Annotated in this window: 15 protein-coding genes; 5 read left to right on the top strand and 10 right to left on the bottom strand. The window is 75.6% G+C overall.

Features of this window, described 5'->3' with window-relative positions:
- Position 1 precedes the first annotated feature (1 nt).
- The 8 genes from ilvD to ACFVVX_RS18825 all read right to left on the bottom strand — a co-directional run bounded on the left by ilvD (position 2) and on the right by ACFVVX_RS18825 (position 11,310).
- Positions 2-1,846, bottom strand: coding sequence for a dihydroxy-acid dehydratase (gene ilvD / locus ACFVVX_RS18860; RefSeq protein ID WP_387946836.1), 1,845 nt, complete (start codon positions 1,844-1,846; stop codon positions 2-4).
- 118 nt (positions 1,847-1,964) lie between these two features.
- A complete protein-coding gene (locus ACFVVX_RS18855) occupies positions 1,965-2,741 on the bottom strand; it encodes a class I SAM-dependent methyltransferase (protein WP_387946834.1) in 777 nt (258 codons plus the stop codon).
- Positions 2,742-2,771: 30 nt separating this feature from the next.
- On the bottom strand, positions 2,772-3,599 hold the full coding sequence (locus ACFVVX_RS18850) for a sugar phosphate isomerase/epimerase family protein (RefSeq protein WP_387946904.1): 828 nt from the start codon (positions 3,597-3,599) through the stop codon (positions 2,772-2,774).
- Positions 3,600-4,218: 619 nt separating this feature from the next.
- Positions 4,219-5,178, bottom strand: coding sequence for a Ppx/GppA family phosphatase (locus ACFVVX_RS18845; RefSeq protein WP_387946832.1), 960 nt, complete (start codon positions 5,176-5,178; stop codon positions 4,219-4,221).
- A 129-nt stretch (positions 5,179-5,307) separates the two neighbouring features.
- Positions 5,308-6,168, bottom strand: a complete 861-nt coding sequence (locus ACFVVX_RS18840) for a glycerophosphodiester phosphodiesterase (RefSeq protein WP_387946830.1) — start codon at positions 6,166-6,168, stop codon at positions 5,308-5,310.
- Positions 6,169-6,404: 236 nt separating this feature from the next.
- Positions 6,405-7,709, bottom strand: coding sequence for an SUKH-4 family immunity protein (locus ACFVVX_RS18835; RefSeq protein ID WP_387946828.1), 1,305 nt, complete (start codon positions 7,707-7,709; stop codon positions 6,405-6,407).
- A gap of 112 nt (positions 7,710-7,821) precedes the next feature.
- Positions 7,822-10,821 (bottom strand): toxin glutamine deamidase domain-containing protein, encoded by a 3,000-nt coding sequence (locus ACFVVX_RS18830; RefSeq protein ID WP_387946826.1) that lies wholly within the window; start codon positions 10,819-10,821, stop codon positions 7,822-7,824.
- A gap of 84 nt (positions 10,822-10,905) precedes the next feature.
- Positions 10,906-11,310, bottom strand: a complete 405-nt coding sequence (locus tag ACFVVX_RS18825; protein WP_387946824.1) for a hypothetical protein — start codon at positions 11,308-11,310, stop codon at positions 10,906-10,908.
- A gap of 257 nt (positions 11,311-11,567) precedes the next feature.
- On the opposite strand from ACFVVX_RS18825, the gene ACFVVX_RS18820 reads away from it, so the two are divergent.
- Positions 11,568-12,380 (top strand): hypothetical protein, encoded by an 813-nt coding sequence (locus ACFVVX_RS18820; RefSeq protein WP_387946902.1) that lies wholly within the window; start codon positions 11,568-11,570, stop codon positions 12,378-12,380.
- Between the two features lie 68 nt (positions 12,381-12,448).
- Here the strand turns inward: ACFVVX_RS18820 and ACFVVX_RS18815 are convergent, their stop codons facing one another.
- Entirely contained in the window at positions 12,449-13,618 is a 1,170-nt protein-coding gene (locus ACFVVX_RS18815) for an NADH-quinone oxidoreductase subunit D (protein WP_387946822.1), read from the bottom strand.
- Entirely contained in the window at positions 13,615-14,631 is a 1,017-nt protein-coding gene (locus tag ACFVVX_RS18810) for an SAM-dependent methyltransferase (protein WP_387946820.1), read from the bottom strand. The genes ACFVVX_RS18815 and ACFVVX_RS18810 overlap by 4 nt, the downstream gene beginning before the upstream one ends.
- A gap of 166 nt (positions 14,632-14,797) precedes the next feature.
- On the opposite strand from ACFVVX_RS18810, the gene ACFVVX_RS18805 reads away from it, so the two are divergent.
- The 4 genes from ACFVVX_RS18805 to panC all read left to right on the top strand — a co-directional run bounded on the left by ACFVVX_RS18805 (position 14,798) and on the right by panC (position 18,758).
- Positions 14,798-15,991 carry a sensor histidine kinase gene (locus tag ACFVVX_RS18805; RefSeq protein ID WP_387946900.1) on the top strand — a complete coding sequence of 398 codons (1,194 nt, stop codon included), beginning with the start codon at positions 14,798-14,800 and terminating at the stop codon, positions 15,989-15,991.
- A 44-nt stretch (positions 15,992-16,035) separates the two neighbouring features.
- The gene (locus ACFVVX_RS18800) at positions 16,036-16,725 is read left to right on the top strand and encodes a response regulator (protein ID WP_387946818.1); all 690 of its coding nucleotides are present in this window, start codon (positions 16,036-16,038) and stop codon (positions 16,723-16,725) included.
- A gap of 264 nt (positions 16,726-16,989) precedes the next feature.
- Entirely contained in the window at positions 16,990-17,853 is an 864-nt protein-coding gene (locus ACFVVX_RS18795) for a Rossmann-like and DUF2520 domain-containing protein (RefSeq protein WP_387946898.1), read from the top strand.
- Positions 17,853-18,758, top strand: a complete 906-nt coding sequence (panC, locus tag ACFVVX_RS18790) for a pantoate--beta-alanine ligase (protein ID WP_387946816.1) — start codon at positions 17,853-17,855, stop codon at positions 18,756-18,758. The genes ACFVVX_RS18795 and panC overlap by 1 nt, the downstream gene beginning before the upstream one ends.
- Positions 18,759-18,761 lie beyond the last annotated feature (3 nt).

Raw genomic sequence — 18,761 nt, 5'->3', positions numbered from 1 at the left:
GTCAGCCGAGCTTGGTGACGTCGCGGACGGCGCCCTTGTCGGCGGAGGTGGCCATCGCGGCGTAGGCGCGCAGCGCCTGGCTGACGTGGCGCTCGCGGTTCTTCGGCCGGTAGCCGCCCTCGGCCTCCAGCTTCAGCCGGCGCTCGTGCAGCTCCTCGAAGGAGACCTCCAGGGAGACCGTCCGGCCGGGGATGTCGATGGCGATGATGTCGCCGTCCTCGACCAGGGCGATGGCGCCGCCGGAGGCGGCCTCCGGGGAGGCGTGGCCGATGGACAGGCCCGAGGTGCCGCCGGAGAAGCGGCCGTCGGTGATCAGGGCGCAGACCTTGCCGAGGCCGCGGCCCTTGAGGAAGGAGGTCGGGTAGAGCATCTCCTGCATGCCGGGGCCGCCCTTGGGGCCCTCGTAGCGGATGACGACGACGTCGCCCGCCTTGATCCGCTTGGTGAGGATGGCGTCGACGGCGTCGTCCTGGGACTCGACGACGACGGCGGGGCCGCTGAAGGTCCAGATGGACTCGTCGACGCCGGCGGTCTTCACGATGCAGCCGTCCTCGGCGAGGTTGCCGTACAGCACGGCGAGGCCGCCCTCGACGGAGTAGGCGTGCTCGACGCTGCGGATGCAGCCCTTGGCGGAGTCGGTGTCCAGCGACTCCCAGCGCTCGGACTGCGAGAAGGCCTCGGCGGAGCGGACGCAGCCGGGGGCGGCGTGCCAGAGCTCGACGGCCTCGGCGGACGGGGAGCCGCCGCGCACGTCCCAGGTCTTCAGCCACTCGTCGATGGAGGCGGAGTGGACGGTGTGGACGTCCTCGTTGAGCAGTCCGCCGCGGTAGAGCTCGCCGAGGATGGCGGGGATGCCGCCGGCCCGGTGGACGTCCTCCATGTAGTACGAGCCGTTGGGCGCGACCTTGGAGAGGCAGGGGACCCTGCGGGAGATCGCGTCGATGTCCCGCATGTCGAAGTCCAGCTCGGCCTCCTGGGCGGCGGCGAGCAGGTGCAGGATCGTGTTGGTGGAGCCGCCCATGGCGATGTCGAGGGCCATGGCGTTCTCGAAGGCGGCGCGGGTGGCGATGGCGCGCGGCAGGAGCGAGTAGTCGTCCTGCTGGTAGTGCCGGTTGGTGATCTCGACGATGGTGCGGCCGGCGGCCTCGTAGAGCTCCTTGCGCGCGGTGTGGGTGGCGAGCAGCGAGCCGTTGCCGGGCAGCGAGAGGCCGATCGCCTCGGTGAGGCAGTTCATCGAGTTGGCGGTGAACATGCCCGAGCAGGAGCCGCAGGTCGGACAGGCGTTCTCCTCGATGATCGCGATGTCCTCGTCGGAGACGTTCTCGTTCACCGCCTGGGAGATCGCGTCGACCAGGTCGAGCTTGCGCACGGTGCCGTCGACCAGGGTGGCCTTGCCGGCCTCCATCGGGCCGCCGGAGACGAAGACGGTCGGGATGTCGAGGCGCAGCGCGGCCATCAGCATGCCGGGGGTGATCTTGTCGCAGTTGGAGATGCAGATCAGCGCGTCGGCGCAGTGGGCGTTGACCATGTACTCGACCGAGTCGGCGATCAGGTCGCGCGAGGGCAGCGAGTAGAGCATGCCGCTGTGGCCCATGGCGATGCCGTCGTCGACCGCGATGGTGTTGAACTCGCGCGGGATGCCGCCCGCCTGCTTGATCGCCTCGGAGACGATCCGGCCGACCGGCTGGAGGTGCGTGTGGCCCGGGACGAACTCGGTGAAGGAGTTGGCCACCGCGATGATCGGCTTGCCGAAGTCCTCGCGGGCTACGCCGGCGGCCCGGAGAAGCGCCCGGGCGCCTGCCATGTTGCGACCGTGGGTGACCGTACGGGACTTCAGCTCGGGCACTGTGCTCCACTCCTTCGGAGGCTGCTGGCGGCCCCGCCGGGAGGGAGGGTGCGCGGCCGCTGTGTCTTTCGAGCCTACGCCCGCCGTCCGGCCGGCGGACACCGCGTCCGCCATGCGGTCAGGCCGCGCCGCCCGGGGTCCGCGCGACGGTGAGGTCCAGGACGTAGGGCTCGATCACCCAGCCGTCCGGGAACTCGGCCAGCAGGGCCTCGCGTTCGACGGCGAGCAGCGGCGCGCGCTCCTCGGGTGCGAGGGAGGCGAGGTAGGAGCGCGAGGTGAGGTCGGTGATCACGTGGTCGACGGTGACCCGGCGCTCCCAGCGCAGCACGGCGGTGCCGACGCGCAGGTCGTAACCGGCGAGCTGGCCGGCGATCTCGTTCACCGCGCCGTAGCCGTGGTAGGTGGACAGCGCGGCGGAGAGCCGCTCGCCCATCGCCCGGACCCAGCCGACGCTGCCGTCCTTCACGTTCCACCAGGTGGCCAGGGCGCCGCCGGGCCGCAGCACGCGGATCGCCTCGGGGACGGACTTCTCGGCGCGGGTCCAGTGGAAGGCCTGGGCGTAGGTGACGAGGTCGGCGCTGTGGTCGTGGAACGGCAGCTCGTCGCCGGTGCCCCTGACCAGCGGCAGGCCCGGCGAGGAGGCCAGGTACTGGGCGCCCATGCCGGGGCTGGGCTCGACGCCGACGACCTCGGCGCCCCGGGCGGCCAGCAGCCGGGTGGCGATGCCGGTACCGGCGCCGACGTCCAGCACCCGGGCGCCCTTGAGGGTCCGGCCGGCCAGGCGCTCCAGTTCGTCGAAGAGCTCGTCGGGGTAGGTGGGGCGGCCCTGCTCGTACTCGGCGGCCACTCCGCCGAAGGACGTGGCGAGCTCCCGATAGTCCCTGCTCTCCGTCATGTCTCCCCCTCGGTGCGGCAGTTCGTCCGCTCAGCGTACGCGCGCGGGGGTCGCCAGGTGGAGGCGGGTGAAGGCGAGCGCCTCGGCGAGATCGGCCTCGCGTTCGGCGGGGGACACCGCGCGCCGGGTGTTGACCTCCAGCACCACGTGGCCGTCGAAGCCGGTCCGGGCGAGGTGTTCCAGCAGCTCCGCGCAGGGCTGCTTGCCGCGGCCGGGGATCAGGTGCTCGTCCTTGCCGGAGCCGCTGCCGTCGGCGAGGTGGATGTGGGCGAGCCGGTCGCCCATCCGGTCGACCATGGCGAGGGCGTCGATCCGGGAGGTGGCGGCGTGCGAGAGGTCGATGGTGAAGTGCCGGTACTCCTCCTCGGTGACGTCCCAGCCGGGGGCGTAGGCGAGCATCTCGCGGTCGCGGTAGCGCCAGGGGTACATGTTCTCGACGGCGAAGCGGACGTCGGTCTCGCCTGCCATCCGGTTGATGCCCTCGACGAACTCGCGGGCGTACTGGCGCTGCCAGCGGAACGGCGGGTGGACGACGACGGCGTCGGCGCCGAGCTTCTCGGCGGCGGCGCGGGCCCGGACGAGCTTGGTCCACGGGTCGGTGGTCCAGACCCGCTGGGTGATCAGCAGGCAGGGCGCGTGCACGGCCAGGATCGGCATCCGGTGGGTGTCGGAGAGGCGGCGCAGGGCCTCGATGTCCTGGCTGACGGGGTCGTTCCAGACCATCACCTCGACGCCGTCGTAGCCGAGCCTGGCGGCGAGTTCGAAGGCGATGGCGGTGTTGGCCGGGTACACCGAGGCGGTGGAGAGGGCGACCTTGGTGTCGGGGATGTGCAGGGCCGGGTGCGGGGGCAGCACCAGGCGGTCGGTGGTGCGCAGCAGGGGGGCGGTGCGGGTGGCGGCCTGGCGGGCGGCCTTGACGGACTTCACGGACTGGACGGCGGCCTTGGCTGCGCCGGCGGCGCGGGCGGTCCTGGTCTCGCGGGGGGCCCGGGTCTCGCGGGCGGTCCGGGCGGCAGGGGTCCTGGCCGTCTTGGCGGGCTTGGCGGTCTTGGCGGGCTTGGCGCCGGGCGCCTTGGCCGCGGGGGTCTTCGCGGCGGCCTTCTTCGCCGCCTTCTTCGCGGCCTTCTTCGTCGTCTTGGCCGGCTGCGCGGCCTTCGCCGCCTTGGCGCCCTTCACGGCCTTGCCGAGCTTGCGGGCCCGTCCGGCGGCTCCCGGTTCGCCGTCCTCGGCGCCGCCGGCGGGGCGCCGACGGCGCGGGGCGTCCGGCCGCGGCTGCCCGTCCCCGGGCGCGCGGCCCTCCCGCGTCCCGTCCTCGTCCGCTGGTTGCGCCACGGGAGACAGCGTAAGCGGACCGCGCCCGGAACGGGACCGGGCCCCGGGGGCCGGCGGCGCGGATGTCGCCGGATCGGCGCCCGGCCGGGCGTGTCGGCGGCGCCCTCGGGGCGTCAGGCCCCCAGCGCGTCAGGCCCCCAGCGCGTCAGGGCCTCAGGGCCGGGCTGCGGTCGGCGGGGCTGTTTATGGCGTCCAGGCGGCGCAGGATGATGCCCTCCCGCAGGGCCCAGGGACAGACGTCCAGCTCGTCCAGACCGAACAGGTCCATCGCGGCGTCGGCGACCAGGGCGCCGGCCAGCAGTTGCTTGGCCCGGCCCTCGGAGACCCCGGGGATCTGCGCCCGCTCGGCGACCGTCATCGCGGACAGCCGGGGCACCCAGGCGGCGAGCCCGCTGCGGGTGAGCCGGCGGTCGGTGTACGGGCCGGCGTCGGCGGGGGCGGCGCCGGTCATCCGGGCGAGCTGCTTGAAGGTCTTGGAGGTGGCGACGGCGTGGTCGGGGGCGCCGAGCCGGGAGATCTCGCCGACCACGGTGGCGATCTCGGCCCGGACGTGGCGTCTGAGCTCGCGCAGCGCGTCCGGGTCGGCGATGTCACCGGGCAGCCAGCGCGCGGTGAGCCGGCCGGCCCCGAGCGGCAGCGAGCAGGCGACGTCGGGCTGCTCGTCCAGGCCGCAGGCGATCTCCAGCGAGCCGCCGCCGATGTCGAGGTTGAGCAGCCGCCCGGAGGACCAGCCGAACCAGCGGCGCACGGCGAGGAAGGTGAGCCGCGCCTCGTCCTGGCCGGAGAGCACCTGCAGTTCGACGCCGGTCTCCTCGGCGACCCGGCGCAGCACGTCCTCGCCGTTGGCGGCCTCCCGGACGGCGGAGGTGGCGAACGGCAGGATGTCGACGACGCCCTTGTCCTCGGCGACCCGGATCGACGAGGCGATCATGCCGACCAGCCGGTCCACCCCGTCCGCGCTTATCGCCCCCTGTTCGTCGAGGAGTTCGGCGAGCCGCAGCTCGGCCTTGTGGGAGTAGGCGGGCAGCGGGGCGGCACCGGGATGGGCGTCCACCACAAGGAAGTGGACCGTGTTGGAACCTACGTCGAGCACACCGAGTCGCATAACTCTCCACGCTACGCGATCCGTCCCCGCGGGAGGCCCGAGGTGGCGGTATCCGTGCTGGTCCGGGCGGTTGGTACGAACCAGCGCGAAGCGGGCGCGGGTGCGCGGCCGGTGCGCACCGGTCCGCGGTCAGTGCGTGCGGCTGCCGCGCGGCGCGACCGGGCCCGCGCCGCGGCAGTCGGCGTCGGCCCAGCGGCGGGCCCGGCCGGGGGTGTCGGTGATCAGGCCGTCCGCCCCGCGTTCGGTCATCAGCTGCCAGGAGTCCTCGTCGTCCAGGGTCCAGACGTAGACCTCGCGGCCGGCCCCGCGCTCGGCGGCGATCCGGGAGGCGGTGGCGAGGGTGGTGTCCAGCGCGATGCCGTGGAGGGGCAGGTCGCCCGGGTCCTCGGCGATCGCGCCGCCCTGGATGAGGACGACCGGCAGGGCGGGCGCGACGGCGTGGGCCTGCCGCAGGTGTTCGGCGGAGAACGAGTAGAGGAAGACCCGGGCGCCGCTTCCGGCCGCGATCCGGGCGATCCGCTGCACGTCCTCGGCGCGCTGCCACTTGAGCTCCATGAGCAGCGTGACGCTGCTGCCGGCCAGCCGTCCGAGCAGCTGGTCGAGGGTGGCGACGGGTTCGGCCGGCCCCGGTCCGACGGTCACCCGGAGGTCGGCGATCTGGGCCGCCGTCAGGTCGGCGACGGCGCCCCTGCCGTTGGTGGTGCGGTCCACGGTGGCGTCGTGCATCAGCACCGGCACGCCGTCCCGGGTGGTCTGGACGTCGGTCTCCAGCCAGTCGGCGCCCTGGGTGAGGGCGGTCTCGAAGGAGGCCATGGTGTTCTCGGGGGCGCTGAGCGGCGAGCCCCGGTGGCCGATCACCGCCGGTGCGCCGCAGGCCGGCGGGGCGGCGGCGGTCCTGGCGCGCAGGCCGGGTGAGCCGGCGCAGCCGGCGGCCAGGACCGCGAGGGCGGCCAGGACTGCCGTGTGGGCGGCACGGGGCGAGGCGGTCACGGCTCGGGCTCCAGCTCTGGTTCGGACGCCGGGTGCGGGCGCTCGGGGAATCCTCGACGGATCAGTGGAGGATCATCAAATCGATCTGACAACCCGACAGTGCTGTCGGTTCCCTTCAGCCTGCGCCCGCGGTGCGGGACATCCGGGCCGCGCCGCACCGCGGTTCACCCGGACGCCCCCGGGAGCCCGTACCGGCACCCGGGACGCGCGCCGCCCGGCCGCGCGGCGGGACGGCCTCACAGCAGGCCGTCCCAGAGCTGCTCGACGATGACGGCCCACCAGTTCTCGGGGTCGTCGAAGACCGTCGGGTCGATCGCGGCCAGGCCCCATTGCAGGGCGGCGACGGCGGGCCCGGCGGCGTGCGGGTGCAGTCCGCGCAGGCCGGGCAGCTGCTCGGCGAACAGCGCCAGGCACCGGACGAAGGCCGCCGGGCCGGCGTTGCAGTGCCGGGCGGTGGCGTAGTCGGGGTCGACCGCGCGGACGGCGCCGCAGGCGGTGTCCAGGGTGACCAGCGCCCAGCCGTCGGTGCCGAGCAGCAGCTGCGGCGCGAGCGCCCGGAGCTCGCGCTCGGCCGACCGGGTGCCGCGGCCGGCCTCCGCCAGGTGGGCGGCCAGCGGGGGCAGCACCGGGCCGGACCGGGTGCCGTCGGCGATGGCGTCCGGCCCGGGGTGGTGCAGCGCGAAGAAGCCCTCGACGGCGACCGGCACGCCGACCGTCAGGAGGAACCGGGCGGTGTCCTCCGGCAGGTCGGCCCGGGTGAGGTCCTGCGGGTCGAAGCGCCGGACGCCGCCGGCCCCGAACCGCTCGGTGAGCCGGGCGGCGAGCAGCCGGTCCGGCTCGGCGGGCAGCGGCGGGACGGCGCGCGGGAACGGCACGCGGTTGCGGCGCGGCTCGCCGGGCTCGGGCGGCAGCGCGCGGACGGCGGCCGCCCGGTGGTCGAAGCGCGGCCCGTACGCCAGCTCGGAGTCCACCCGGACGGCGGGCAGCTCGGCGGCCAGGGCGTGCGCCCAGTAGCCGCCGGGCAGGGCGCCCATCCGCAGGTCGGTGCGGACGGCGAGGACGTCCTCGGGCCGCACGCCCTGCTCGCGCAGCCGCCACCAGGCTCGCAGCGCGGGGTGCGGCCGTCCGGGCTCCGAGCGCAGGGCGAGCGAGCACGGCTCGCCCTGGGCGTCCCGGTAGGTCAGCTCGGCCCTGGCGCCCCGGCCGGTGACCGGCGGCAGGGCGGGGTCGTGGCTTCCCGCGCCGAGGAAGTCCCGGTAGAGCGTGACCACCTGGTCCACCGGTACGGACGGCCAGACGGTGAACCGGCCGGTCGCCCGGTCCACCACCGCGCAGGCCGCGCCGACCTCCTCGGGGGCCCGCCGCTCCCCGGTCAGCGGGTCGATCCGGACCGGCGGGGGCTCGGCCCAGACCACCCAGCCGAGGTCGAACTCGTGCGAGTGCACCGGGCGGCTGCCGGTCGCCCCGTCGGCCGAGGCCCTGGGCAGGTCGCCGTTGATCCAGCGATGCGCGGCCTCGATCGCCTGCGCGCGGGTGGTCACGGGGTGGTGCTCCTTGCATCGGCGCGGTGGAGGGCGGGGGGTCCGCCCGGGCGGGGTGCGGCGCCGGGCGGGCCCGCCGGACGGGTGGCGGCCCGCGCGGTGCGGCGGGCGGTCACGAGGCGGCGCCCACCGCGTGGGCGGCGGCGCCGGTGGCGGCGAGGTCCAGCGGGCGGCCCTCCGGGTCCAGGGCGATGGCCCAGAGGCCGTGGCCGCCGTCGTGCAGCGGCGCCGCGCCCCGGCGGCCGACCTGGTGGTCCAGGTAGGTCACGGTGTCCTGGTGGTTGACCGCGTTCCAGGCGTGCGGGCGGCCGAAGCCGTCCAGGGTGAGCAGGACGGCCTGGGAGCCGTGGCCGGCCCGGCGCAGCTCGCCGGCCAGCCGCCCGAAGGCCGGGTCGCCGTCGCCGAGGTCGCGGAAGGGGGCGCCGAGCTCGCGCTCGGCGCGGTCGCGGCCGCCGCGCTCGCCCGCGTCGCCCTCGGTGGGGATCCGCGGGGCCGCGCAGGTGGGCCGGCCGGTGAAGGTGTCGACGGCGGAGAGCGCGATCTCCAGGCTGTTGTTGGCCCGGCCCGGCTCGCCGTACCCGCCGTCGTTGACCACCTCGGCCCAGCCGCCGGCCGCCGGGTCGGGGTGGCGCACCGGCACGCCGTCGCCGTCCCGGGGTGCCCGGCGCTCCACCTCGCGCTGGTGCTCCGGGTCGACCGGGCCGAGCCCGCCCGGGAGCCCGTACGGGCGGCTGTCGGCGATGGTGCGCAGCCGGACCGCCGGGCCGTCCTCGGCGCCGCCGCCCTTGCGCAGGGCGCGCATGGCCAGCTGGAGGGCCATCGCGTGGGCGGTGGCGACGGGGACGACGGCCCAGCCGAGGCCGGTCTGGCCCTCGGCCGGCGCGCCGTCCGGGCGGCGGCGGGTGTCGCCGGAGTGGAACTCCGGGCGGCCCGCGCCGGGGCCGACGACCGGCGGGGCGACCGGGGGCGGCGGGACCGGCAGCGGGCCGGGGGCGGTGACGGGGTGCGGGGTGCCGGTGGCCGCCCGGGGCGCGCCCACGGCGGCGCCCGGCCGGGCCTCGGCGGCCGCGTGCTGGCCGGGGGCGGCCGTACCGGACGCACCCGCGCCGGGGGTGGCGGAGCCGGGGGCAGCCGCCCCCGGGAGGGCGACCAGGCCGGCCGGGCCCGCAGGGCCCGCCGGTGTGCCGTGGACCGCGCCCGCACCCACGGCACCGGCCGGGGTGGCCGGGCCGGTGCCGCCGCCGAACGGCGCCGGGCCGTGCCCGACCGCACCGGAGCCGGCCACCGGGCCGCCGCCCGCGTAAGGGCCGGGGCCGACCGCTCCGACGCTCACCGGGCCGGCACTGACCGGCCCGGCGCTCACCGGGCCGCCGAACGGGCCGCCGTACGGGGCGCTGTACCCGCTGCCGCCCGAGCCCGTGGTCCGCCCGGGGTGGACCTCCTCCGGGCCCGGGGCGTAGCCCGGGGTGGACGAGGGCGGTGCGGGCGGTGCGAGCACCGAGTCGGTCCGCACGGTGACGGGCGCACCGGCCCCGCCACCACCACCGCCGTTGCTGCTGCCGTTGCTGCTGCTGTGCGAGGGCGTCGGCAGCGGGCCCGCGGAGGGCGCGTCGCCGCCCCCGCCGCCGGAGGGCGCCGAGCCGCCGCCCTGGTGGGCCGGGGCGGCGGGGCGCACCGGCGGGGACCAGTCACCGCCGCCACCGCCCGCGCTGACCGGCCCGGTCCGGACCTGTACCGGGCCGTCGTCGCCGCCGTGGGAGCCGCCGCCGGAGCCGCCGTGCGCGCCGCCCACGCGGACGGACGCGTCCGGGCCCGCCGCCAGGACCACGCCGTCCGGACCCGCTGCCACCACTACGGCGCCGGTCGCGCCCGGCTGCACCGCGCCCGGACCACCCGGACCGCCCGGACCACCGGGGCCGCCCGGGGTGGTGCCGGGGCCGCCCGGGACGCCGTCCAGCACCGTCTCCCGCCCCGGCTTGGCGTGCGTCTGCCCGAGGTCGGCCAGCGGCACGCCGAGGACCTCCTGGCCGTCCTGGCCGGTCAGCACCGGTCGGCCGTCCTTGCCCAGCACCGGCCGGCCGTGCTCGTCCACCTTCACGGCCAGGTTCTCCACCCCGACCACCGGCTTGCCGTCCGCGCCCTGGACCACCAGCAGCCCGCTCGCGTCCGCGACCGGGGTGCCGTCCGCCCGGACGATGACCGGGTTGCCCTCCTCGTCCAGCACCGGCTTGCCCGCCGCGTCGAGCTTGACGGTCAGCCCGGGCACGCCGACCACCGGCTTGCCGTCCTGGCCGACCACCACCGCCAGGCCCGCGCCGCCGGCGCCCAGCACCCCGGGCTCGCCGAGCACGGCGGGCAGTCCGGCCGCCACCGGGTCGAAGACGGCGCCCGGGCCGGTCACGGACGCCGTCCGCACCACGGCGGAGCCGCCCGGGCCGGTCGCCAGGCGCAGCAGCGCGACCACGGCCGGCTCCTTGAGCGTGGTGGTCAGCCCGTCCTTCATGGCCCGGCCGAGCTCGTCCAGCAGCCCGCCGATCTTCAGCTTGGCGGTCTCGACGGCGACCGCCGCCATCGTCTCGGCGACCTTCTCGGTGGCCGTGTTCCGCACACCCGAGGCGATCGCGCCGACGCTCTGCCGCAGCCCGCCGAACACCCCGCCGGGCGCGTCCCCGCCCCCGTTCTGCGCCGCCGCGGCGACCTTGGCGGCGGCCTCCTTGGCCTGGGCCGCCTGCTCCTCGGCCTTCTTCAGCTCGGCGGCCAGCTCGTTGAGGGTGGCGACGATGTCGGCCTTGCAGCCGTCGACGGCCCGGGCGGCCGTGTCGAAGGCCCCGGCGACCAGCCCGGTCGCGGAGTGCGCGTCGTCGAGGTGGCCCTTGCCGCCGCCGCTGAAGGCCCGCCAGTACTCGCCGAAGGCCTCCACCGCGAGGCCGGAGTTCTCCCCGGTGACGCGCTTGGCGGAGTCCCCGCCGCGCTTGGCGAGGCGTTCGGCCTCCGTCCCGAACTCGCGCCAGTGCCCGGCCGCCTTGCGCAGCCCGTCCTCGTCGGCCTGCGGCCACTGGTGGCCGGTCCTGGCCAGTACGGGTACCAGTTCCTCGGGCAGCTTCCGGGACACGCGCATCTCCCCCTTCGACGTACGCACTTCAGCGGATCTCTGCGGTCGGCGGCCGTCGGGCCGGCGCCGCGGACGGTTCGGGCGTCAGGCCGACCTGTCCTTGGGGACGGTCCCGGGGGCCCGCGGGGTTGCCACCGGTCCCGCGGCGGAGCCCGGGCCGAAGGCGGCCGCGGCCGTGCCGTCGGCGGCGGCGGTGCGCTCGGCCATGGTGTGCAGGCCGGTCCCGACCTGGCCCAGCCGCCCGGCCAGCCCGCGCAGCCCGCCGAGCAGCGGGCCCTGAGCCTCCTGGTAGGCGGCGGCGAACCCGCTGCCCGGCCGGTCCAGGCCCCAGGGGCTGCCGAGCGCGGTGAGGCTCTGCTCCAGAGCCGCCGCGGCCTTCCCGAAGTCCTGCGAGATCTTCTCGAACTCCCGCCCCTCGCCGTGCAGTTCCCACGGCTTGATGACGAGCTTCCCACCCCCGGACGCGCCGGTACTGCTGCCGCTGGCCATCCCCGTACCTCCCCGTAGCGGACCGGCCGCCATCCTAGGGGTGCGGCCGGTGCGGGCCGCAGCGCACAGGCGACCTCTTCACCCCGCCTTCACCACCCCCGGCCGGGCCGCCGCGGCCGTCCGGCCGGTGAAATCACCGCAAATGCCCCGGCCACGGGCGGTTCGCACCCCCGCGGAGGCTCTACCCTTGCCGGGTGGCAGCAGCAGACACGTCCAAGAAGAAGTCCAAGGCCGGCTCGACCCCGGTCGATCTCGCCATGCCCACCCTGGGCCCCGGGGTCCCCGAGGTCCCGCTCGACTTCCCCCGCGCCTGGGTCGAGTTCGCCGACCCGGACGACGAGGAGCAGGTGTTCCGCTGCGACCTCACCTGGCTGACCTCCCGCTGGACCTGCATCTTCGGCAGGGGCTGCCACGGCATCCGCGAGGGCCGGGGCGAGTCGGACGGCTGCTGCACGCTCGGCGCGCACTACTCGGACGAGGACGACGAGAAGCGGGTGTCCGGCCACGCAGCCCGGCTGACGCCCGAGATCTGGGAGAACTTCGAGCACGGCACCGACGCCAAGGGCCGGATCAGGCTCGACGGCGGCATCACCATGTTCGACGAGGACGGCGACCGCCAGACCCGCCGGATCAACGGCGCCTGCCTCTTCCTGAACAGCCCCGGCTTCCCCGGCGGCGCCGGCTGCGCGCTGCACACCCTCGCCCTCAAGGAGGGCAAGGAGCCGCTGGAGACCAAGCCCGACGTCTGCTGGCAGCTTCCGGTGCGCCGCACCTACGACTGGATCGACCGCCCGGACGACACCCGCTACCTCCAGGTCACCATCGGCGAGTACGACCGCCGCGGCTGGGGCCCGGGCGGCCACGACCTGCACTGGTGGTGCACCGGCAGCCCGGAGGCGCACGATGGCCCGGACCCGGTGTACGTCAGCTACCGCCCCGAGCTCACCGAGCTGATGGGCCGGGCCGGGTACGAGGTGCTGGCCGGCCTGTGCGAGCAGCGGATCGCCACCAAGGGCGACCGCAAGGTGGCCCCGCACCCGGCCGACCCGGTGAAGAAGGCCAGGAAGTAGGGGCCGAGAAGGCCGGGGAGCACGGACCGGGGAGCAACGGCCGCGAAGCGAGGGCCGGGGAGTAGCGGCTACTTGTCGATGTCCCCGACGACGAAGAACATCGAGCCCAGGATCGCCACCATGTCGGCGACCAGGGTGCCGGGCAGCAGCTCGGTCAGCGCCTGGATGTTGTTGAAGGACGCCGAGCGGAGCTTGAGCCGCCACGGCGTCTTGTCGCCGCGCGAGACCAGGTAGTAGCCGTTGACGCCGAGCGGGTTCTCGGTCCAGGCGTAGGTGCTGCCCTCGGGGGCCTTGAGCACCTTGGGCAGCCGCAGGTTGACCGGGCCGGGCGCCAGCGTGGCCAGCTTGTCCAGGCAGGCGTCCGCCAGGTCCAGCGAGTTGACCGTCTGCTCCAGCAGGCACTCGAAGCGGGCCAGGCAGTCGCCCTCCTCGCGGGTGACCACGGTCAGCACCTGCCGCAGCTCCTCGGAGCCGTACGCCAGGTAGGGCTCGTCGCGGCGCAGGTCGAAGTCCAGGCCGCTGGCGCGCGCGATCGGGCCGCTGACCCCGTACGCCTCGGCGTGCGCCCGGCTGAGCACCCCGACGCCGGCCGTCCGGGCGCGGAAGATCTCGTTGCCGAGCACCAGCTCCTCGAAGACCGGCAGCTGGGAGCGGACGACGGCGACGGCCGCCCGGACCCGGCCGAGCCAGCCGGCCGGCAGGTCCTCCTTGAGGCCGCCGACCCGGTTGAACATGTAGTGCATCCGGCCGCCGGAGGCCTCCTCCAGCACGTGCTGGAGGTCCTCGCGGCCGGTGAAGGCGTGGAAGATCGGGGTGATCCCGCCCAGCTCCAGCGGGTAGGAGCCGAGGAACATCAGGTGGTTGAGCACCCGGTTCAGCTCGGCGAGCAGGGTGCGGATCCACACCGCGCGCTCGGGGACCTCCATGCCGAGCATCCGCTCGACACCCAGCACCACGCCGAGCTCGTTGGCGAAGGCGGAGAGCCAGTCGTGCCGGTTGGCCAGCATGATGATCTGCCGGTAGTCCCGGGCCTCGAAGAGCTTCTCCGCGCCGCGGTGCATGTAGCCGATGACCGGCTCGGCGGACACGATCCGCTCGCCGTCCAGCACCAGCTTCAGGCGCAGCACGCCGTGGGTCGCGGGGTGCTGCGGGCCGATGTTGAGCACCATGTCGGTGCTGCCCGCGCCGCCCGTGAAGTTCTCGGCTCCCGCCCCGATGCCGACCGTGGTCTCCCTCATGACTGGAGAGTCTGCCATCCCTCCAGGCCGGCGAGGCTCTCCGGTACCGGCATGCGGACGGTCTGCGCCAGCCAGCCGAAGCCGCCCAGCCCGGCCGGATCGGTCAGCTCGGCGCCCTCCCCCGCGCCCCCGAGTGCCCGCAGGTAGGCCACCGGGTCGGTGGACGCCAGGGCCAGCGCCGGGCGGGCCCCGCTCACCCCGAGGGCCCGCAGGGCGTCGCGCTGCGTTGTCCACAGGCTGTGGAGGGCGGGGGCGGCCACCGCGTCCAGCGCCACGTGCGCGGTGATGTCGCAGGAGCCGTCCGGCACCGGCGGGACCTCACGGCCGGCCCGGAAGCCGGTCCGGGTGGAGAACGGCGGGCGGGTGGCGAGGGTGTGCCCGTAGTCCACGGCCACCGCCAGGCCGCGCTCCAGTGTGTCGACCGCCGAGGCCCAGGCCGCGTCGCGCGGGGCGCCCAGCTCGACGAAGTCACCCGGCGCCCGGGCCGGCCACCAGCGCTCGGACCAGGCGGCGTCGGCCGCCGCCACCGGCTCGCCGAGCCGCTCCGCGCCGGTCGCGACCTCCACCTCGGCGTAGCGCAGCACGCCGTCCCCGTCGGCCTCGGCGAAGTCCAGCGGCACGTTGTCCAGCCACTCGTTCGCGAACAGCAGCCCGGTGACGCCCGGCGGCGGCGTGTCCGTCCACAGGGCTGTGGACGGCAGGCCCGGCGGGCGGGCGGCGATCTCCACCCCGTACGGCCGGAGCCTGGCCCGGACGCGATCCGGCAGCTCGGCCAGGACGCCGGACAGCAGCTCGCCGCGGCCCGCCCCGACATCCACGAAGGCCAGCTCCTCCGGACGGCCGAGGGCCGCGTCCACCTCCAGCAGCAGCCGGGCCACCGCCCGGGCGAACAGCGGGGAGGCGTGCACCGAGGTGCGGAAGTGCCCGGCCGGGCCCTCCGGCCTGCGGTAGAAGCCGCCGTCCGGGGCGTACAGGGCCTCTTCCATGGCGGGCCGCCACCGCATCCAGCTCATGCCGCCGGACGCTACCGGCAGACCGGGCGACCCTCCCAACCGAAGCCGGGGCTTCTCCGACCTAGGGAGTAGGACGGATCGCCCTCCCGGCGGACCTGGGCACGCTCCGCGACTGCCTAGGCTTAACAACGTGCAACGACTCAACGCCTGGATCCGCCGTCACCCCATGGTGGTCGACTCCGCATGGGCGGCGATCGTGCTCTTCCTCGGCGTCCTCCCGGACGGCGGGAACGCCAACACGGGCTGGCGGGCGGGCGTGGAGTTCGCCGTCGCCCTGATCATCCCGGTGCTGATGGTCTTCCGGCGCCGCTACCCCGACATCACGGTGGCCGCCGCCACCGCGGTCGGCGTCGGCCAGATCGTGCTGGGCGTCCTGCCCGCCGCCTCCAGCATCGGGTACCTGGTCTTCGCCTACACCGGCGCCGCCTTCGGCTCCCGCTGGACCTCCCGGCTGGCCCTGACCGCCGGGCTGGTGGCCGGGCCCCTGGTCTTCTGGCAGATCCACCCCACCAAGGTGCTGCGCGACGAGGACGGCGTCGTCCTGCAGCGCCCGTACCAGCTGGGCGAGTCCCTCCTGATCACCGCGCTGATGAGCACCCCGTTCATCCTGTGCTGGGCGTGGGGCAGGCTCACCCGGGTCCGGCGGGCGTACCTGGTCGAACTGGAGGACCGCGCCGCCCGGCTGGAGCGCGAGCGCGACGCCCAGGCCAAGGTGGCGGTCGCGGCCGAGCGCGCCCGGATCGCCCGCGAGCTGCACGACGTGGTCGCGCACAACGTCTCGGTCATGATCGTCCAGGCCGACGGCGCCGCCTACGTCCTGGACAACTCTCCGCAGCAGGCCAAGGAGGCGCTGAGCACCATCGCCTCCACCGGCCGCCAGGCCCTGGTCGAGATGCGCCGCCTGCTGGGCGTGCTGCGCACCGCCGACACCGCCGAGGAGTACGTGCCGCAGCCGGGCGTCGAGGAGCTGCCCGAGCTGCTGGACCAGGTCCGCACGGCCGGTCTGCAGGTCGAGTTCGCCACCTCCGGGGACCCTCGCGAGCTGCCCCGCGGCGTCGAGCTGACCGTCTACCGGATCGTCCAGGAGGCGCTGACCAACGTCCGCAAGCACGGCGGCCCCGACGTGCACGCCCGGGTCGCGGTGGACTTCGGCGAGCGCGAGCTGGCCGTGCTGATCGAGGACGACGGCCGCGGCACCACCGACGAGCAGCTGGCCTCCGGCGGCGCGGACGGCCAGGGGCATGGTCTGATCGGCATGCGTGAGCGGGTCGGCATGGTCAGCGGCAGCCTCGACGTGGGCCCGCGGCCCGGCGGAGGCTTCCGGATCCGAGCAGTCCTGCCGCTCAAGACCGCCCACTGAACCGCGCCGCCGCCCCCTGCGCCGCCCCCGACCTAGGAGCCACCTTGACCATCCGCGTGATGCTCGTCGACGACCAGGAGCTGCTGCGCACCGGGTTCCGGATGATCCTGCAGTCCCAGGGCGACATCGAGATCGCCGCCGAGGCCGGTGACGGCGCGCAGGCCCTGGAGCGGCTCAGGCACACGTCGGTGGACGTGATCCTGATGGACGTCCGGATGCCCCGTCTGGACGGCGTGCAGGCCACCCGCCGGATCTGCCTCGCCGAGGACGGCAGCCCGCTGCCGGACGCCCCGCACGTCCTGATCCTCACCACCTTCGACCTGGACGAGTACGCCTTCGCCGCGCTCAAGGCCGGCGCCAGCGGCTTCCTGCTCAAGGACGTGCCGCCGACCGAGCTGGTGGCCGCGATCCGCGCGGTGCACGGCGGGGACGCGGTGGTCGCCCCGACCACCACCCGCCGCATGATCGACCGCTTCGCCGAGGTGCTCCCCACCGCGGCGAGCACCGCCGGACCGGACACCCTCGCCCCGCTGACCGAGCGCGAGCGGGAGGTGTTCCTGCTGGTCGCCCAGGGCCTGTCGAACGGCGAGATCGCCGCCCGGCTGGTGCTGTCCGAGGCCACCGTGAAGACCCACGTCGGCCGGATCCTGGCCAAGCTCGGCCTGCGCGACCGGGTCCAGGCCGTGGTGCTCGCCTACGAGGCGGGCCTGATCCGGGCCGGCGCCGCGGACTGAGCCGTCGCCACGGCCCGAACCGGGGCGCGGGTTTGAGCCAGGCGCGGCCGTCCGGGCGGCCCCCGGCGGAGGAACACGCCCCGGCGTCCGGCCCGTAGAATGGGCCGGTACGTCCGGTACCCGAAGAGGACCGGAACGGAGAGTGAGGACGAGGGCCGAGCCGTGAGCACGTCCGACAGCGCCGACTTCACCTGGTCCGGCGGGTTCGCCCCGCTCGACGACGGCTTCGCCGACCCGGCCGACCCGGGCAACCGCCCGGCCCGACTGGCCGTCGGCGTGGTCGGCACCGGCCGGGTGGGCCCCGCCCTCGGCGCCGCCCTGCAGCTCGCCGGACACCGGGTCGTCGCCGCCTCCGGGGTCTCCGCCGCCTCCCGCCGCCGGGCCGACGCCCTGCTGCCCGGCGTGCGGATCGTCACCCCGCCGCAGGTGCTCGCCGCCGCCGACCTGGTGCTGCTGACCGTCCCCGACGACGCCCTGGCCGACCTGGTCGCCGGGCTCGCCGCGACCGGCGCCGTCCGCCCCGGGCAGCTGGTCGTGCACACCTCGGGCGCGCACGGCGTCGCCGTCCTGGAGCCCGCCACCCGGGCCGGGGCGCTGCCGCTCGCGCTGCACCCCGCGATGACCTTCACCGGCACCTCCGTCGACCTGGCCCGGCTGGCCGGCTGCCCGTTCGGGGTGACCGCCCCCGAGGAGCTCCGCCCGGTCGCCGAGGCCCTGGTGGTCGAGATGGGCGGAGAGCCCGAGTGGGTGCCGGAAGGCGTCCGCCCGCTCTACCACACGGCCCTCGCGCACGGCGCCAACCACCTGGTCACCCTGGTCGCGCAGGCGCTGGAGCTGCTGCGCACCGCCGGTGTCGCCGAGCCCGGCCGACTGCTCGGCCCGCTGCTCGGCGCCGCCCTGGACAACAGCCTGCGCTCCGGCGACGCGGCCCTCACCGGCCCGGTCGCCCGGGGCGACGCCGGCACCGTGCGGCGCCACCTGGCGCAGCTCAGTACGGTGTCCCCGGACATCCCCGCGGCCTACCGGGCGATGGCCAGGGCCACCGCGCAGCGGGCGCTCGCCAACGGGACCATCGACGAAGCGTCGGCGGCGGCGCTGCTGGACGTACTGAACGAGGAGAGCAACTGATGGCACGCGGCAAGCAGCCGGGCAAGGCGCACCGGGCACCCAAGGTCCACCGGGCCGTTGTGACGTACACCGTCGCCGACTTCGAGTCCGCCTTCTGGCCGGACGAGCAGCCGGTGGACAACGCGGTCGTGATGACCATGGGCGCGCTGCACGCGGGCCACTCCGCCCTGATCCGGGCCGCCCGCAAGCAGGTCGGCCCCGAGGGCCGGGTGGCCGTCACGGTCTTCGTCAACCCGCTGCAGTTCGGCGCGGGCGAGGACCTGGAGCGCTACCCGCGCAGCCTGGACGAGGACGTGCGGCTGGCCGAGGAGGCCGGCGCCGACGTGGTCTTCGCCCCGACCGTGGACGAGGTCTACCCCAACGGCGAGCCGCAGGTGCGCCTGGCGGCCGGCCCGATGGGCGAGCGCTTCGAGGGCGCCACCCGGCCCGGCCACTTCGACGGGGTGCTGACCGTCGTCGCCAAGCTGCTGCACATCACCGACCCGGACTTCGCCTTCTTCGGCGAGAAGGACGCCCAGCAGCTGGCGGTCATCCAGCGGATGACCGCCGACCTGGACTTCGACGTCGAGATCATCGGCGTGCCGACCGTCCGCGAGGAGGACGGGCTGGCCCTGTCCTCGCGCAACCGCTACCTCTCGGAGGAGGACCGCGCACACGCGCTCGCCCTCTCCAAGGCGCTGTTCGCCGGCCGCGACGCGGCCGCGCAGGGTCCCAAGGCCGTCCGTGAGGCCGCCGCGGCCGTCATCGACACCGCCGAAGGTGTCACCCTTGACTACCTCGCCCTGATCGATCCCCACGACTTCGTCGAAGCCGCGGACGACTTCCAGGGCGAGGCCGTGCTGGCCGTCGCCGCGAAGGTGGGCTCCACCCGCCTGATCGACAACGTCCGCCTCATCTGCCGCTAGGCG

Origin of the sequence: Kitasatospora sp. NPDC058170 (assembly GCF_042883905.1) — a bacterium.
In the GTDB taxonomy this organism is placed as follows: Bacteria; Actinomycetota; Actinomycetes; order Streptomycetales; family Streptomycetaceae; genus Kitasatospora.
This window is presented reverse-complemented; position numbering and strand designations above follow the sequence as displayed.

Excerpts from the sequence above, each read along its gene's own strand:
- ACFVVX_RS18820 (WP_387946902.1), top strand. The coding sequence starts at position 11,568 with ATGCCCACCCTGGGCCCCGGGGTCCCCGAGGTCCCGCTCGACTTCCCC.
- ACFVVX_RS18845 (WP_387946832.1), bottom strand. The coding sequence starts at position 5,178 with ATGCGACTCGGTGTGCTCGACGTAGGTTCCAACACGGTCCACTTCCTT.
- ACFVVX_RS18815 (WP_387946822.1), bottom strand. The coding sequence starts at position 13,618 with ATGAGGGAGACCACGGTCGGCATCGGGGCGGGAGCCGAGAACTTCACG.
- panC (WP_387946816.1), top strand. The coding sequence starts at position 17,853 with ATGGCACGCGGCAAGCAGCCGGGCAAGGCGCACCGGGCACCCAAGGTC.
- ACFVVX_RS18855 (WP_387946834.1), bottom strand. The coding sequence starts at position 2,741 with ATGACGGAGAGCAGGGACTATCGGGAGCTCGCCACGTCCTTCGGCGGA.
- ACFVVX_RS18810 (WP_387946820.1), bottom strand. The coding sequence starts at position 14,631 with ATGAGCTGGATGCGGTGGCGGCCCGCCATGGAAGAGGCCCTGTACGCC.
- ACFVVX_RS18825 (WP_387946824.1), bottom strand. The coding sequence starts at position 11,310 with ATGGCCAGCGGCAGCAGTACCGGCGCGTCCGGGGGTGGGAAGCTCGTC.
- ACFVVX_RS18805 (WP_387946900.1), top strand. The coding sequence starts at position 14,798 with ATGGTGGTCGACTCCGCATGGGCGGCGATCGTGCTCTTCCTCGGCGTC.